General features: G+C 72.2%; 13 protein-coding genes, 2 tRNA genes and 1 other RNA gene. 8 read left to right on the top strand and 8 right to left on the bottom strand.

Annotated elements, in window-relative coordinates; genetic code table 11:
• Nucleotides 1–7 precede the first annotated feature (7 nt).
• The 3 genes from AMK21_RS07875 (at nt 8) to AMK21_RS07865 (ending at nt 2,072) form a co-directional block, all read left to right on the top strand.
• Complete coding sequence (locus tag AMK21_RS07875) at nt 8–1,309, top strand: sensor histidine kinase (protein ID WP_073875453.1); 1,302 nt, start codon at nt 8–10, stop codon at nt 1,307–1,309.
• 31 nt (nt 1,310–1,340) lie between these two features.
• Nucleotides 1,341–1,973, top strand: coding sequence for a response regulator transcription factor (locus tag AMK21_RS07870; RefSeq protein WP_073875451.1), 633 nt, complete (start codon nt 1,341–1,343; stop codon nt 1,971–1,973).
• Between the two features lie 23 nt (nt 1,974–1,996).
• A tRNA-Gly gene (locus tag AMK21_RS07865) sits at nt 1,997–2,072 on the top strand.
• Between the two features lie 49 nt (nt 2,073–2,121).
• Here AMK21_RS07865 and AMK21_RS07860 read toward each other — a convergent pair.
• The 6 genes from AMK21_RS07860 to ffs form a co-directional block, all read right to left on the bottom strand.
• Nucleotides 2,122–3,036 carry a phosphoribosylaminoimidazolesuccinocarboxamide synthase gene (locus tag AMK21_RS07860; protein WP_073875449.1) on the bottom strand — a complete coding sequence of 305 codons (915 nt, stop codon included), beginning with the start codon at nt 3,034–3,036 and terminating at the stop codon, nt 2,122–2,124.
• 95 nt (nt 3,037–3,131) lie between these two features.
• A complete protein-coding gene (locus AMK21_RS07855) occupies nt 3,132–4,586 on the bottom strand; it encodes a N,N-dimethylformamidase beta subunit family domain-containing protein (protein ID WP_073875447.1) in 1,455 nt (484 codons plus the stop codon).
• Between the two features lie 190 nt (nt 4,587–4,776).
• Nucleotides 4,777–6,426, bottom strand: coding sequence for a hypothetical protein (locus tag AMK21_RS07850; RefSeq protein WP_073875445.1), 1,650 nt, complete (start codon nt 6,424–6,426; stop codon nt 4,777–4,779).
• Nucleotides 6,427–6,706: 280 nt separating this feature from the next.
• Nucleotides 6,707–7,966 carry a phosphoribosylamine--glycine ligase gene (gene purD / locus AMK21_RS07845; protein ID WP_073875443.1) on the bottom strand — a complete coding sequence of 420 codons (1,260 nt, stop codon included), beginning with the start codon at nt 7,964–7,966 and terminating at the stop codon, nt 6,707–6,709.
• A gap of 100 nt (nt 7,967–8,066) precedes the next feature.
• The gene (locus AMK21_RS07840) at nt 8,067–10,328 is read right to left on the bottom strand and encodes a DNA polymerase III subunit gamma and tau (protein ID WP_073875441.1); all 2,262 of its coding nucleotides are present in this window, start codon (nt 10,326–10,328) and stop codon (nt 8,067–8,069) included.
• Nucleotides 10,329–10,456: 128 nt separating this feature from the next.
• An RNA gene (ffs, locus tag AMK21_RS07835) (signal recognition particle sRNA small type) lies at nt 10,457–10,551 on the bottom strand.
• Nucleotides 10,552–10,683: 132 nt separating this feature from the next.
• Here ffs and AMK21_RS07830 point away from each other — a divergent pair.
• From AMK21_RS07830 to AMK21_RS07810, 5 genes are all read left to right on the top strand, one after another.
• Nucleotides 10,684–10,771 (top strand) — tRNA-Ser (locus AMK21_RS07830).
• Between the two features lie 270 nt (nt 10,772–11,041).
• A complete protein-coding gene (locus AMK21_RS07825; protein ID WP_234421860.1) occupies nt 11,042–13,486 on the top strand; it encodes a WYL domain-containing protein in 2,445 nt (814 codons plus the stop codon).
• Between the two features lie 94 nt (nt 13,487–13,580).
• On the top strand, nt 13,581–14,486 hold the full coding sequence (locus AMK21_RS07820) for a phosphorothioated DNA-binding restriction endonuclease (protein WP_073875439.1): 906 nt from the start codon (nt 13,581–13,583) through the stop codon (nt 14,484–14,486).
• A gap of 67 nt (nt 14,487–14,553) precedes the next feature.
• On the top strand, nt 14,554–14,832 hold the full coding sequence (locus tag AMK21_RS07815) for a CopG family transcriptional regulator (RefSeq protein WP_030595375.1): 279 nt from the start codon (nt 14,554–14,556) through the stop codon (nt 14,830–14,832).
• Entirely contained in the window at nt 14,829–15,254 is a 426-nt protein-coding gene (locus AMK21_RS07810; protein ID WP_073875437.1) for a type II toxin-antitoxin system VapC family toxin, read from the top strand. Before AMK21_RS07815 ends, AMK21_RS07810 begins: the two co-directional genes overlap by 4 nt.
• 361 nt (nt 15,255–15,615) lie before the next feature.
• On the opposite strand, the gene AMK21_RS07805 is transcribed toward AMK21_RS07810, so the two are convergent.
• Nucleotides 15,616–15,897: a type II toxin-antitoxin system RelE family toxin gene (locus AMK21_RS07805; protein WP_073875686.1), complete on the bottom strand. Its 282-nt coding sequence runs from the start codon at nt 15,895–15,897 to the stop codon at nt 15,616–15,618.
• A gap of 4 nt (nt 15,898–15,901) precedes the next feature.
• On the bottom strand, nt 15,902–16,183 hold the full coding sequence (locus tag AMK21_RS07800) for a type II toxin-antitoxin system Phd/YefM family antitoxin (RefSeq protein ID WP_234421859.1): 282 nt from the start codon (nt 16,181–16,183) through the stop codon (nt 15,902–15,904).
• Nucleotides 16,184–16,260: the final 77 nt, after the last annotated feature.

Genomic DNA, 16,260 nt, shown 5'->3' with positions numbered 1-16,260 from the left:
GGACGACGTGAAGGAGCTGAACGAGGTGATCGGGCGAGTACGGGGGTTGCGGCGCGGCTGGCACGAGCGCACCAAGCTCCAGCGCATCGACCTCTACACCCGGGTCACGCTCTGCTCGCTCCCCTGGGTCTTCCTCGTCACCTGGGGTCTGCTGCCGCTCGGCAAGGCCTTCGGCCAGGGCCCGGTGGCGGTCTCCCTGGCGGTGGCTTTCCTCACGGTGAACGCCGGCCAGTGCCTGCTGAGCAACCGCAACGTGTCCCCCGCCTTTGCTCACTACCGGGGCGTGGAGCCCTTCCCGCTGCGGCGGCTGCGGCTCCCCGCGGTGCTGCTGGCGGTGCTGACCGGGCTGCTGGTGGCCCTCGCGGCGGTGGGCGGGGTCGCGGACGCTGGACTGGCCCTGCTGGTACTGGACCTGCCCCTGGCTTTCGCGACGCCGTACGTGCTCATCGTGCCCGTCCGGAAGTACGTACTCCAGTGCGCGGCCTTCGCGGTGGCGGTCGTGGCGCTGCTGGCGGCTGTCGGGGTGCCCGGCCGACTGCTCTTCGGGGCGGCCTTCTCACTGTTCGTCGTCTTCCTGCTGGTGCTCGTCTCGGGTCGGCCGAGCGCCTGGAGCCTGACCGTGATGTGGCAGGCCGAGGAGGCGCGGGACATGCAGGCCCGGCTGGCGGTGGCGGAGGAACGGCTGCGGTTCGGCCGGGACATGCACGACGTGCTGGGCCGGAACCTGGCGGTGATCGCGCTGAAGAGCGAGCTCGCCGTGGAACTGGCCCAGCGCGGGAACGCGGCGGCCGTGGACCAGATGGTCGAGGTGCAGCGGATCGCCCGAGCCTCCCAGCAGGAGGTACGTGATGTCGTACGGGGCTACCGCGAGGCCGACCTGCCCACCGAACTGCTCGGCGCCAAGGGCGTGTTGGAGGCCGCCGGGATCACCTGCACCGTCAAGGGCGCCGACGGCCCGGCGGGCATCGGGGCGCCTTTGGCCGTCCAGGCCGCCCTCGGCTGGGTGGTCCGTGAGGCGGCGACCAACGTCCTGCGCCACGGCGACCCCCGGCACTGCGTGATCCGGCTCACGACGGCGGCGGGCGCGGTCGTGCTGGAGGTCGAGAACGACGGGGCGGGGGCGGTCTCCGAGGTGGGTGGCGGCTCCGGCCTGGCCGGGCTGCGCGAGCGGCTCGCGGCCCTGGGCGGGTCGCTGGAGGCCGGAACGGCCGGGGACGGCCTGTTCCGGGTCACGGCGACGGTCCCGCTCACGGCTCCGGCCGCCCGCCCCTCCCCCGCCACCCGGACCCGTGCCCCGGAGGGACGATGACCACCTCCCGTACCGCCCACTCGGAGCGAAGATGACCACCGAAGACTCCGCCGGCCGGCCCGTGCGGGTCCTGCTCGCCGACGACGAGCACCTGATCCGGGGCGCCCTGGCCGCGCTGCTCGCCCTGGAGGACGACCTCGTGGTGGTCGCGGAGGCGGCGAGCGGCCCCGAGGCGCTCGCCATGGCCCTCGCGCACCGGCCCGATGTCGCCGTCCTCGACCTCCAGATGCCGGGCGCGGACGGTGTGAAGATCGCCACATCGCTCCGCAGCGCACTGCCCGGCTGCCGCACCATGATCGTGACCAGCCACGGCCGTCCCGGGCACCTCAAGCGGGCGCTGGCCGCCGGCGTACGCGGGTTCGTGCCGAAGACCGTCAGCGCCCGGCGGCTCGCCGAGATCATCCGTACCGTCCACGCCGGAAACCGCTATGTCGACCCGGAGTTGGCGGCCGACGCCATCTCCGCCGGGGACTCCCCGCTGACCGCCCGGGAGGCCGAGGTGCTCGAACTGGCGGCGGACGGGGCGCCGGTCGCGGAGATCGCGGAGCGGGCTTCGCTCTCACAGGGGACGGTCCGCAACTACCTCTCCTCGGCCGCCTCCAAGATCGGTGCGGAGAACCGGCACACGGCGGTTCGTCTCGCACGCGAGCGGGGTTGGGTATAGTGAGCATCGCGCTGCGGCGCACTGCGGACGTAGCTCAGTTGGTAGAGCGCAACCTTGCCAAGGTTGAGGTCGCCAGTTCGAACCTGGTCGTCCGCTCCACAGAACAGAAGGCCCCGGTCGACATCGACCGGGGCCTTCTGCGTACCTCCTACGACCAGTTGGAGCCGGTCAGGACCTCGTACGCCTCGATGTACTTGGCGCGGGTCGCGTCCACGACCTCCTGCGGAAGCGCCGGCGGCGGCTGCTCGCTCGCGCGGTCCCAGCCGGAGGCCGGCGAGGTCAGCCAGTCCCGGACGAACTGCTTGTCGTACGACGGCTGCGCACGGCCCGGCTTCCAGGTGGCGGCGGGCCAGAAGCGCGAGGAGTCGGGCGTCAGCACCTCGTCGGCGATGATCAGCCGCTCGCCGCCGTCCTCGGTCGTCTCGAAGCCGAACTCGAACTTGGTGTCGGCCAGGATGATCCCGCGCTGGTGGGCGACGTCCCGGGCCCGGCGGTAGACGTCGAGTGTCGTCCGCCGCAGCTCGGCGGCCGTCTCCACGCCGACCTCGCGGGCGATCTCCTCGTAGCTGACGTTCTCGTCGTGGTCGCCTACGGCCGCCTTCGTGGCCGGGGTGAAGATCGGGCCGGGCAGCTCGGAACCGTCGACCAGACCCTCGGGCAGGCCGATGCCGCACACCGTACGGGAGGCGTTGTACTCGACGAGCCCGGAGCCCGTGAGATAGCCGCGGGCCACGCACTCGACCTGGACCATGCGCAGGGACGTGCAGATGAGGGTGCGGCCCTCCCAGTCCGCCGGGGCGCCGGGCGGCAGCTCGGTGGAGAGGACGTGGTTGGGCACCAGGTCGGCGAGCTGGTCGAACCACCAGCGCGAGAGCCGGGTGAGGACGCGGCCCTTGTCGGGGATCTCGGAGGGCAGGACCCAGTCGTACGCGGAGATACGGTCGCTGGCGACCATGACGAGGTCGCCCGCCTCGTTCCGGTACAGGTCACGTACCTTGCCGGTGTGCAGGTGGGTGAGGCCCGGAACCTGCACGGGCTCGGGCTTTTCTACAAAACCGGACACGGTGCCTCCGCGTAGATTGATCCAGGAGCGGTTCCGATTGTCCCGCACGGAGGGGGCGGTGGCGGGAGCGGGTCCTTGAACACGCCCGCCGGCCGTCAGTCGCGCTTGCAGATCCGGTCGAGGAGGTTGGCCGTCGCCCGCTGGATCCGGCAGTCGGTGTGGCCCGGGCGGTCCAGGGCCGGGGACCAGGCGAAGGTGCCGGAGGCGAAGACGAGGGCGCCGGAGGGGGCCTGGTAGAGCGAGGTCTCCTGGTGTCGGGTGGCGCCCTCGGAGTCCTGGTACGGGGAGTGGGCGAGCAGGATCCGGTTGTCGTGCTCGGGCAGGCTCGTACGGGGGAAGTAGCGGTCGGCCTCACCGGCGACCAGGCCCGGGATCTCGTCGCCGTCGGCCGCGCCCGCGGCGTCCCAGAGCCAGTGCTCGGCGTTGCGCACGACCAGAGGGCTGGGCTCGGGGACCCGGCCCGCGTACTGGATGCCCAGGAGCTGCTGCTCGGGCCGGTCCACCTCGCGCCAGAGGGCGGACTTTCCCGGGCCCCGGCGCTTGCGGCAGGTCAGCAGGCGGTCGGCGATGCCGGAGGCGGAGGGGGCGAGGCCCACCTGCCAGTACATGGTGTTGGCGGAGAGGAAGACGAGCGACGTGCCGCAGTCGCGGGCGCGCTCGGCGGCCCGGCGCATGGGCGTTGACCAGTACTCGTCGTGGCCGGGGAAGACCAGGCCCCGGTAGCGGCTGGGGTCGATGCGGCCCGCGTGCAGGTCACGGGCGTCGGCGTAGGCGAGGTCGTAGCCGTACCGCTCGGCCCAGCGGATGAAGTCGTACGCGTGCCCCACGTGCAGCGGTAGGCCCGCCCCGGCGTACGGGCGGTCGAAGGAGATCGTGACGGCCGCGTCCTCCTCGCCGAGCAGCCGCCCCCGCTCGTCCCACGCGTGGTAGAGGCTGGCGCCGGTGCGGCCGTCCTCCGGATAGAGGTTGTACGCCTGCCAGGTGATGTCCGGGAGCAGGAGCAGCAGGTCGGCGGGGTGGTCGTGGCGGACGGTGAACGGGATGTGCGAGCGGTACCCGTCGGCGGTCGTCAGGACGGCCACGTACGCGCCGACCGACCAGTAGGTGGGGATCTGGAGCCGCCAGGACATCCACCAGTGGTGGCAGGAGACGGTCCGGTCGGCGGCCAGCGGGGGCGGCTGGACGATGCCGGAGAGGCGCGGGCTCGTGGTGATCTTGGCCGCGCCGTCGCCCCCGTAATGACCGATCCGGTAGACGTCCACGGAGAACTGCTGGGGCGGGTCCACGGTGATGTGGAAGTCGATGGCCTCGCCGGGGGCGGCCGCTCCGGGCGAGACGAAGCCCTTGATCTGCCGGTGCACGTCGTCGGCGGTGCGGGTGCCGCCGCCGGTGGAGCGGCCGAGGTCGGCGTACCAGGGGACGACCTGGCCGGTGTCGTCGAAGTAGTTCTCACTGCCGCGCAGCCAGGGCAGCGGGCCCTGGCCGAAGGGGTCGCTCACCGCGTGCGCGAGGGCGCCCGACTCCCACCGGCGAATCTGCTCCGCCCCCATGCCGCGCCCCTCCCTCAGGTCCCCGGACAACTCCGGCGCGCACGATGTCAGCGCCGGTCCCCAGCACATCACATTACGCGCGCACTCCGTCACCCTTCGTCGCTGATTGACGTGAACGGAACCTCCTCTTCCGGGGGCTGCGTGCTTTGACGCCGCCTGGCTCTGCCTTTACGCCGGCCTCTGCGTGCTGTCACACCAGCCGTACGGGCTTGTCGGAGCGGACGCCCACCTCGGCCAGCCAGGACCGCAGCGGGTCCGGGTCGCCGTCCTCGACCAGGCTGAGGACCGGCACCGCGAGGTCCGCCCGGCGCTCGCCGTCGACGAGCAGCGCGGGGCCGTCCAGCCAGTCGAGGCCGGGGGCCGCGCCCGCCGTGTCCACGGCCGCGCAGCAGACCATGGCGGCGACGTGGTCGGCGAGCAGCTCCGTGCCCGTACGCGGCGGCTGGAGCGGGAAGAGGGGGAGAGGGTCGGGGCCCCAGAGGTCGAGGGGGTCGGCGGCGGCGGACGCCGTCTGCTGGGCCGGGCCGGGCGCCGGGGCCTGGGCATCGTCGCGGGCGACCGCCGCCCCGATGCCCGCCGCGAGCTCCTCCCCGGGCCCGCCGGGACCGGCCAGGTGCTCCATGACGCGGGCCAGGGTGGGCACCGCCGGATCGGCCACGGAGGCCGGGGGGACCCCCATGGCGTCGAGCACCCGGTGCAGCCGGGCCGCCTCCGTACGCCACTTCCGGTCGACGACCTCGTCGGGATACTGCTGCCAGTCCACCGGCGCCCAGTCCGGACCGCTCTCCGCCGGGCCGCCGTGGAAGAGGCGGGCGGCGAGCAGGGATGTGGCCTCGTCGGCGATGCCGGGCTCCTCCAGCAGGTCGCAGGCGGGACGTTCGCCGAGGCGCGAGGTGAAGCCGTCGGCCAGCCGGTCCCGGCGGGAGAGCTCGGTGAGGGCGGAGACCACCCCGGCGTCCAGCCGGGAGGGCCAGCGGCCCATCCGCCAGGCGGGCAGGGCGACCCTGGTCAGCAGCCGGTCCCAGCCCGCGTAGGCGAGGCCGACCTGCTCCTGGGCGGCGATGCGGAGTGCGTAGTCGACGCCCTGGGCACGCATGGAGGCCGTGGCCGCGACGCACCGCTCCATCTCGGCGGCGTGTTCCCGGCAGGCGCGCAGCAGCAGCCGGGCGATCCAGCCGGCGAAGGTCACGGGCGCCCCGCGCAGCGCGCCCCGGCCGGGGGCGGCGCCGTCGGCCACCGCGGCGTCCAGACCGCGGACGAAGCGGCGGGCGGCGGCTATGTCGGGGTGCGCGGACGAGTCGGTGCCCGCCACGACGGGGGCGAGGACGGCGCGGAGCTCGGCGACCCGCATCCACCAGAGGAAGGGGGAGCCGATCACCAGGACGGGGGCCGCGTTCCTGGCTTCCGATCTCGCTCCACCGCTGCTGCGGTGGGCGCGGTCCTCCAGCCAGCTGTCGCAGTCCGGGGTCAGCGCTATGGCCGAGGGGGCGGGGACGCCGAGCCGGTCGGCCAGGTCCCGGACCAGCCGGTAGAGGTCGGGGGCCCCTTCCTCCGCCACGGGAACGATGGGGCTCACGGCGGGCCGGGCCCGTGCGACGGACACCACGACGGCGGCGGCCACCAGCAGCACCACGACGGCGACCCCGAGCACCGCCCAGCGCACACCGTCCCAGACGGGCCCGCCGAGGTGCCCTTGGGCGCCCGCGGCGAACAGCACGACGGCCACGGCCGCGGGCGTGATCACCACGGCCAGTGCCCTGCTGCGGATCCGCAGCAGGGCGAGCGCCCGGGCCTGTGCGGCCCGCGCACCCAGCTCCTCACCCACGTCGATACCGGACACGGCCGGATGCCACCCCCTCTGCCCCGCGGCGGTTGCTCACTCCCCCACTGTGGCACCCGTCACCGACACCGCAATGCCGGTGGGCCAAGTGCCGGAACGCTTGCGCCGCACCCTAGTTGGGGTCCCGGCGGGCGTCATCCGTCTGGCCCAGTCGTCACTCGATGGAATGGCTTTGGGCAAAGCTGCTGACGTGTCCGCGTCCGTAGGGCAGGGCTGCGGCTTCGCGTCTGTGCACTTCCTCTGTTCACTCCATGGGGCAGGGGCGGGGTGGCCGGCGGGATCAGCCTCCGACGCCTCCGGCGGCCTTCAGGGCGATGTCCGTCCGGTGCTGGGAGCCGTCGAGGCGGATACGGCCGAGCGCGGTGTAGGCGCGCTCACGGGCCGCTGCGAGGTCCTTGCCGGTCGCGGTCACCGAGAGGACCCGGCCGCCCGCGCTCAGCACCGCGCCGCCCTCGGCACGGGTACCGGCGTGCAGGACGTACGCATCGGGCGCGTCCTGCGCCGCGACCTCGGCGAGCCCGTCGATCGGGTCGCCGGTGCGCGGCGTGTCCGGGTAGTTCTGTGAGGCGATCACGACGGTGACCGCCGCGTCGTCGCGCCACGCCAGCGGCGGGAGCAGGTCCAGGGTGCCGTTGGCGGAGGCGAGCAGCACACCGGCCAGCGGCGTACGGAGCCGGGCCAGCACGACCTGGGTCTCGGGGTCGCCGAAGCGGGCGTTGAACTCGATGACCCGCACGCCGCGCGAGGTGATCGCGAGGCCCGCGTAGAGCAGCCCGGAGAAGGGCGTGCCCCGGCGGCGGAGCTCGTCGACGGTCGGCTGAAGGACGGTTTCGAGGACCTCGTCGACCAGCTTGGGGTCGGCCCACGGGAGCGGGGAGTAGGCGCCCATGCCGCCGGTGTTCGGGCCCTCGTCGCCGTCCAGGGCGCGCTTGAAGTCCTGGGCGGGCTGGAGCGGCAGCACGGTGATGCCGTCGGTGATCGCGAAGAGGCTGACCTCGGGGCCGTCGAGGAACTCCTCGATGACCACGCGGTCGCAGGAGAGGGCGTGGTCGCGGGCGGCGGCGAGGTCGTCGGTGACGACGACGCCCTTGCCCGCCGCGAGGCCGTCGTCCTTGACGACGTACGGAGCGCCGAAGGCGTCGAGGGCCTCGTCGATCTCCGCGGGGGTGGTGCAGACGTAGCTGCGGGCGGTGGGGACACCGGCCCCGGCCATGACGTCCTTGGCGAACGCCTTGGAGCCTTCCAGCTGGGCGGCTTCGCCGGAGGGGCCGAAGCACGGGATGCCGACCGCGCGCACGGCGTCGGCGACCCCGGCGACGAGCGGCGCCTCCGGGCCGACGACCACCAGCTCGGCGCCCAGCTCGGTCGCGAGGCGCGCGACGGCGTCACCGTCGAGCGCGTCGACCGGGTGCAGTTCGGCCACCTCTGCGATGCCGGCGTTGCCGGGGGCGCAGTACAGAGCGGTGACATCGGGGTCGAGGGACAGAGAGCGGCACAGGGCGTGTTCGCGGGCGCCGCCGCCGATGACGAGGACCTTCACGGGGTGCAGCCTAGCCGCCGGGGGCGGCGGGCCCGGACGGCCGCCGTTCCGTGGACGGCTGGTACCTGCTCCGCTCCGGTCGCGTTGCTGCTCGTTCGCCTCACTGCTCGTTGGTGAACTCCTCCACCACGGTGGCGCCCAGCTCGCGGACGATCAGCTCGTGGCCGGAGAGGGCGGAGTCGACGAGATCCGGATCGTCCGCCTCCGCGGTGTCGTCCTCGGGGGCCACGGGGCGCGGCGGCTCGGAGGCGTACCCGCCGTGGGATGGCTCGGGGGCGGAGGGGCCCGCACCCCGGCCCTGCTGGGTCTGCTGCGGCTGCTGCTGCCCGGCGGAGGACGGGGCGGCGGCCTGCTGGGACTGCTGGTTGTGCTGCTGCTGGGGGGCGTGCGCCGGGCTGCCCTCGTACGCCGTCGGGGTCGGGGTGGCGGGTGAGGGCGTCGGGGCCGGCGTGTACTGCGGGGCCGGGCGTCCACCGACGGGGGGCGGGGGGGCCGCAGCGCCGCCGGAGGTGTCGACGACCGCCTCGACCCGCCACTGGGCGTTGAACCGCTCGGCGAGTGCCTGCTTGAGCACCTCCTCGCTGCCGCTGCTTGCGAAGTTGTCCCGGGCGCCCGCGTTGATGAAGCCGATCTGGAGGGTGGTCCCGTCGAACCCGGTGACCTGGGCGTTCTGGCTGAGCAGGATCCAGGTGAAGCGGCGCCGGTTCTTCACCGCCTCCAGGATGTCGGGCCACATGCTCTGGACCTGCCCGGCTCCTTGGGCCATGCCCTGTCCGCCCGCTGCCGGGGCGGCCGGTGCGGAGGGGGCCGCGGGGGTGGCGGGGGCCGGTGCGGGTACGGCGGGGGGCGGGGTGGCGGGGCCGCTGCCGGGGGCGGACGCGGTGGGCCAGCCGCCGGGGCGCCGGGCCTGCTCGCCGCCCGCGGCGGTGGGCCAGGACCCGGGGCGCTGGGCGGGGGCTTCGGCGGGGGACTGCGGGGCGGGGGGCTGCGGGGCGGAGGGCTGCGCGGTGACGGGTTCGGCGGCGGGCGCGGGGGCCGGCGCCTCGCCCCGTACAGCGGCACGGGCGGCGTCCTGACCCGCGGGGGCGGCGGAGGCGGCCTGGGGCATGTGGCCCTGCGGGGCGTGGGCCTCGGGCCCGGGGGCGTACCCCATGGGCACAGCGGCGGCGGGCGGCGCCGCGAACGAGGCGGCAGCCGCGGCGGACGCACCGCGCTCCAGCCGGTCGAGCCGGGCCTGCGTCGACCGCTCGTCGTCGAAGGCGGCGGGAAGCAGGACCCGGGCGCAGATCAGCTCCACCTGGAGGCGCGGCGAGGTGGCGCCGCGCATCTCGGTGAGCCCGTCGTTGACCAGGTCGGCGGCGCGGCTGAGCTCGGCGGCGCCGAAGACGGAGGCCTGGGCCTGCATGCGCTCGACGACATCGACGGGGGCGTCGATGAGCCCCTTCTCCCCCGCGTCGGGCACGGCGGCGAGGATCACCAGATCGCGCAGCCGCTCCAGCAGATCGGCCACGAACCGCCGGGGATCGTTACCGCCCTCGATGACCCGGTCCACGACCTCGAAGGCGGCGGCCCCGTCACCGGCGGCGAAGGCGTCGATGATCGAGTCGAGGAGCGAGCCGTCCGTGTACCCCAGGAGCGAGGTCGCCATGGCGTACGTCACACCGTCGTCGCCCGCACCGGCCAGCAACTGGTCCATGACGGACATGGAGTCACGCACGGACCCGGCGCCGGCCCGCACGACGAGCGGCAGGACGCCGTCCTCGACGGGGCTGTTCTCCCGGCCGCACACATCGGCGAGGTAGCTGCGCAGGGTCCCCGGAGGAACGAGCCGGAACGGATAGTGGTGCGTACGCGACCGGATCGTCCCGATGACCTTCTCGGGCTCGGTGGTCGCGAAGATGAACTTGAGGTGCTCCGGCGGCTCCTCGACCACCTTCAGCAGGGCGTTGAACCCTGCCGGGGTGACCATGTGGGCCTCGTCGATGATGTAGATCTTGTAACGACTGGAGGCGGGCCCGAAGAACGCCTTCTCGCGCAGATCACGGGCGTCGTCCACACCACCGTGCGATGCGGCGTCGATCTCGATGACATCGATGGACCCCGGCCCGTTGCGCGCGAGGTCCCGGCACGACTGGCACTCCCCGCACGGGGTCGGCGTGGGCCCCTGCTCGCAGTTCAGACAGCGGGCGAGGATGCGCGCACTGGTCGTCTTTCCACAGCCACGCGGCCCGCTGAACAGGTACGCGTGATTGACCCGGTTGTTCCGCAGGGCCTGCTGGAGCGGGTCAGTGACATGCTCCTGACCGATGACCTCGGCGAACGACTCGGGGCGGTAGCGGCGGTACAGCGCAAGGGACGACACAGCTACGAGGTTATCGGGGCGGACTGACAACCAACCCCACACGGCCCGCACGGGGCCTCCCGGCCCAGTTCAGGCGCCGGCAGACCGCCCTGACAGCCACCAGCGCCCCCACACCCGCCCCCGGAACGCAAAGGGCCCCCCACGCACCCGCCAGAGCCAACCTACCCTTGCTGCCTTCCGGCCCTGGGGGAGTTCAGTCAGATAGCGCCACGTGAGGGGCTGACGCCCACCTTAGCGGATCCCCACCCCGTCCGGTCCACCCACCCACCCCGCCGGACGACCTGCACGACCTCTCCGGACGATCTTCGGGGAACATGTTCGCGAGCACCCTCCAACGTCTTGTATTGTTTGCGGCGGAGGATTCGCCTAGTGGCCTAGGGCGCACGCTTGGAAAGCGTGTTGGGGGCAACCCCTCACGAGTTCGAATCTCGTATCCTCCGCCATTGCTCTCACCGGGCAATACGTCGAAGGCCCCCGCAGCTCGCTGCGGGGGCCTTCGACGTTGGTGGTCTCAGTTCTGGTCTCATTCATTTCCGACATAAGAGACATTTCATTCCGCCGACTTGCCGCAGCCGGGTCGAGTCACAGGACATCGCCTTCACTCAGAAGCGGGTTTCTGCCGACTCAGGACGCAAGCGTCCCCCGCGATCCGCCATTCTGGGTCTGTGCAGGACCGATTCCGGTCGGAGACCACCGGCACTCGTCTTTGTGAGGTGTCCCCTATCGGCAAGCTCAGTGGATCAACTCTGGCCGCGTGGCTGAGTGATCTGGAAGTCGACCGGCTTGAGCGGGTCCTGGCAGCTCGCCCGGATGCCGTGTCCCCGCCGGAACCACGATCGTTCGGCGAACTCGCGGACCGCCTTCAGCGCCCGGCGTCGGTGGCCCCGGTGTTGACCGGACTCGCGCTGCCACACCTGCAGGTAGCCGAGGCACTGGCGGCATCGGGGCCCGTTCCATGTGCCGCCCTGGCCGATCTGGTGGATGTGACCGGAACGGAGAGCGCTCGCGGGCTGGGCGCGGCCTTGGAGGCGCTGGCCGACCGCGCACTCGTCTGGACGGACGGCGAAGGGCTGCTGCGCATGGCGGCGCCGTTGCCGCAGGCGTGGGACTCGCCGCTGGGGCTGGACGCCCCGCTCACCCGGCTACTGGCGGACACGACCTCCGAGGAACTGCGCCGCATGCTGGTGGCCCTGGGCATCCCGTCACCCGGCACCACCAAGAAGCATCGGCTGACGGCCCTCCTGGAACACCACAGCGATCCGGAGCGGGTGGCCGCGGTGATCGCTTCGGCACCTTCGTCCACCCGGAATCTGCTTGAGCGGCGAGCCTCTCACCGGGGTGAACAGGCTCAATCACAGGCGCATTTCCTCATGTTCAGGACCCCGCCGGCCGACTCCGAGCCGAGTGTGCGCTGGGCACTGGAGCGGGGACTGCTGGTCCGGGACCGGCACTCCGGGTACGGATCCACACGCATGCCCGCCGAGGTGGCGCTCGCACTGCGCGGAGCCGGCTGGCGCGCCCCCTTCGAGCCCGTCCCGCCCGTCGTGCGGACGGTGTCCGTCACCTCGGCGGAAGTGGATCGGGAGGCGGCGGCCGCCGCCACGGCGTTCGCCGCGCATGCCGCGTCGGTTCTGGCGACGTGCTCCGCGGCTCCGCCGGTCCTGCTGAAGTCCGGCGGGGTCGGAGCACGTGAGTTGTCCCGGATCAGCAAGGCGGCACAGTGCGACGACATCGTCGTACGCCTTGTTCTGGAGACGGCGTACGACGCCGGGCTGCTGGCCCGGGACGGCGGCCAGGTCGCGGCAACGGACGGATACGACACCTGGGCGGAACGAGAACCGGCGGAGCAGCTCACCGCGCTTCTCCACGCCTGGCGGACGCTTCCGCTGACTCCGACCCAGGCGCGCGGCGAGGACGGCAAGGCGCTGCCCGCGCTCGCCGGAACACCGCCCCGCGGCGGCTGTCCACAGGCCCGGGAGGGGCTCCTCGCCGCCGCGGCGCAGCTCCCGGCGGACCGGGGAGTGCACAGCCCCGCGGAACTGGGGCCGCTGGTCGCCTGGCATCGCCCGCTCGCCGAGCAGCTCCCCCAGGACACCACGCCTTTCGCCACCACGATCCGGGAAGCGGAACTGCTCGGGGTCGTCGCCCGCGGCGCCCTGTCCCCCATCGGTGCCGCTCTGCGGACCGACCACGCCGAAGCGCTGGCCGCCGCCTGTGAGCGGCTGCTGCCGACGGCCACCAGGGCAGCCCGTTTCGGCGCGGACCTCACCGCCGTCGTCACCGGCACACCGTCCGCCCGCCTCGCCGCGCTGCTGGACACCGTCGCTGACAAGGAAGTCGGTGGCACGGCATCGGTGTGGCGGTTCAGCCCCACAACCGTTCGCCGTGCCCTGGACACGGGCCGCACGGCGGATGCCCTCGCGGCAGACCTGAGCGCCGTCGCGGTCGGCGCCCTCCCCCAGTCGCTGTCGTACCTGATCAACGACTCCGCACGCACTCACGGCCGTGTGCGCATCACCCCCGCTGCCTGTGTGATCCACGGCGAAGAACCCGCGCTCCTCGCCGAACTCGTCACGCACAGAAAGCTCGCCGCCCTCGGCCTGCGCTTGCTGGCACCGACCGTGTTGGTCAGCCGGACCCCACTCGACAAGACCCTCGCCACGCTCCGGGCCGCCGGCTACGCCCCCGTTGCCGAGAGGGCCGACGGAACCGTACGCGTCGAAAAGACCCGGCGCCGACGTGCCGCCGCACCGGTCCCGCCCCCGCCCCCACTCCCAGGCCAGCGGCGGCGGTCCGTGCCGACGGTGACTCCGGTGACAGCCGGCCTGAGCACGCTGGCCGCCAGACTGCGGGCCGCCCCGCCGATACTTCCGGCCCCCGACCCGTTCGGCACCGGGGTCCCCTACGGCACGGACACCGAGGAGATCGTCGCCGGATGCGCGAAGAACCTGGCGTACAGCGATGTCCGCCAGCTCGCCCATGCCATCGACGCCGACACAGCCATCACGGTCGAGTACGTCGCCGCCTCGGGCAACCGGACCGTACGTACCCTCAGCGAGCTCGTGCTCGACCCGCCCTACTTGTATGCGTGGTGCCACCTGCGCGACGACGAACGGGTCTTCACCCTCTCCCGCATCCACGGCGTCATGCCCGGGTAGCCGGGATCCGCGTCGTGGCTCGGTGTTCGGCCGGCCACTGCGGCGATGCCCCACGACCAAGCGCTGCGACGAGCCGCCACTACGATCGCCGACCATGGACTGGGTCGAGCGCACCGCGCAGTTGAGGCAGTGGACGAGGAGCGGGACGCGGGCTCCGCACAAGCCGTTGCTGTTCCTGTACGCGCTCAGCCGGTTCCAGCAGGACGCCGATGGCGAGCTGCGGTACAGCGCCGTGGAGGAGGACCTGCGGGGACTGCTCGCCGAGTACGGTCCTGGTAACCGGACGACGCCCGCCTATCCCTTCCATCACCTGGTGAGTGACGGCGTGTGGGAGGTGCGCACCGAGCGCGGGCCGGGCAGCCCCGGGACCGGGGTCAGGGAACTGCGCGCAACCGGCGCCGCTGGGCGGCTGACGCCGGAGCTAAGGGCGGCGCTGCGGCGGGAGCCGTCTCTTCTCGGCCGGATGACACGGGTGCTGCTCGATCTGAACTTCCCGCCCTCCCTCCACGGCGAGCTGTGCGAAGCCGTCGGCCTGGAGCCGGAGGAGGCCGAGACCGCACTGCTCTCGGCCGCGCGCAGGCAGCGGGACCGGCGGATGCGGGAGATGGTCCTGACGGCGTACGAGTACCAGTGCGCCTTCTGCGGGTATGACGGCAGGATCGGCGCGGTGCCGGTCGGGCTTGAGGCCGCCCATGTGCGCTGGTGGGCGTTCGACGGACCGGACGACGTCGAGAACGGGCTGTGCCTGTGCTCGCTGCACCACAAGCTGTTCGACAAAGGCGTACTCGGTCTCGGCGAAGGCCATGGCAAGGGCCACCGCATCCTGGTCTCGCAGAGCTTCGTCGGCCACAGCACCGCCGCCCGCGAGCACGTCATCACGCTCGCCGGCCGTCCGCTCATCGGCCCCCAGCCGGGCGTCCGCCCCATCGCCGCCGCCCACCGTTCCTGGCACACCAGCCAGGTCTTCCACGGCAGCCCACGTCCCGCCACGACCGCCTGACCGCCGACCTGGCGGTCACAAGAATTGCACTGGTAAGGAGTGTGATACCAAGAGTATGGTCGCTTGTATGGCGACGAAGAAGGTAACGGTGACGATTCCCGAGGATCTCCTGGACGAGATCCGTGCGGAGGCGGCAGAACGGGGGATGTCGGCGTACGTCGCCGAGGCGCTGCGCTTCAAGCGCGACCGGGACCGACTGGGGGAGCTGTCGGACTGGCTGCAGGAGGAGCACGGTCCTCTCACCGAGGAAGAGCGCACCACAGCGTTCGAGGAGTTGGAGGGCCTCGACGCCGAGCACGAGCGCCGGCGCGCCACCGGAACGCACGGCGCCGGAGAAGCCGCGTGAGGAAGCGGTCCGGTGAACCCGGGCAGCGGCCGCTGCGCGTCTTCGTACTGGACTGCGAAGCCCTGTCCCTGGCCGTGCGCGGCGACCGGAAGATGATCGCGTGGCTCGACCTCGCAGCCCGGGGTGAAGCCGAGGTGGTCACGTCTCCGATGACGCTGGTCGAGGCGTACGACGCCAGAACCACCGAGCAGCGCTGGGACTGGGTACTCTCCCGGCTCAAAGTCGCCGACATCGGCAAGGACGAGGCCCGCCGGGCCCGCCGCCTGCTGTCGGATGCCAGGCTGCACGGCCACAAGTACGCGATCGACGCGATACTCGCCGTCATCGCGCGCCAGCAGAAGGGGCAGGTCACCGTCTTCACCTCGGACGTGGACGACCTGGAGAGGCTGGTTCCGGAGTCGATCGTCGTCAAGAAGGTATGACCCGGCGCTCCGGTCTCAGTCCTGGTCTCATTCGCTCCCGTACAGCGCCGTTCACCATCCCTCCGACGCGCGGCTCCGTCCCAGATCAGAACAACCCCGTCCCTCTCCGAACCCCCGGACGAACATTTGGAAAGCGTGTTGGGGGCAACCCCTCACGAGTTCGAATCTCGTATCCTCCGCCATTGCTCTCACCGGGCAATACGTCGAAGGACCCCACCGTTCGCAGTGGGGCCCTTCGTCGTACGTGGTTGCAGTTTTGGCTGTGTTTACAAGCGGCATTCAGAACATATCGACGAACAGGTAGGCGCACGCCCCCGCGACTCCCGGCGGGCAGTCGGCGCCAACCTGCGCTGCGGAGGGCCTACGGAACTTGGCGGTAGATGTCGCGGCGGTTGCCGACGGCCAGGACCCACACGATCAGCTGACCGTCCTCAACGGTGTAGACGACGCGGTAATCGCCGACCCTGAGCCGCCAGCGGGCACTGTGCCCCTGGAGGGCCTTGATGTCGAACGATGCGGCGTCGCCGACGTTCAGCGCCTTCTGGAGTTCGGTGAGGCGGTACAGGATGCGCAGGGCGTCCGGGCGCGGGATCTTGAGCATGTCCCGCTGGGCGTGCGGCGTGAAGCGCGTGATGTGCCCCATCAGGTCAGCCTTGATCGGCACGCAGCAAGGCGGCCATCTCTTCGAGCGAGACCGACCCTTCCGCACCCTCGGACTCGGCTTCGTCGGCCAGCCGGTTGAGCCATGCTTCCTCGGCGTTCTCCGCGATCTCGCGCAGGCGCTGGTACTCCTCGATGTCGATCACGACGGCTTCCTGCTTGCCGCGCCGAGTGATGATCGTCGGGGTTTCCTCCCGCCGAGCGCGATCGATGACGTCAGCGAGGTGACTGCGGACATCCGCCATGGATTCAATCACTGGCTCACTCATGTCATGAATGTAGCAGATGTACATGGCGGCTCGGGTGGTACCGGGAGGCCACGGCGACATCGATCTCCGCGGCGTTC

The organism is Streptomyces sp. CB00316, assembly GCF_001905595.1.
In the GTDB taxonomy this organism is placed as follows: domain Bacteria; phylum Actinomycetota; class Actinomycetes; order Streptomycetales; family Streptomycetaceae; genus Streptomyces.
This window is presented reverse-complemented; position numbering and strand designations above follow the sequence as displayed.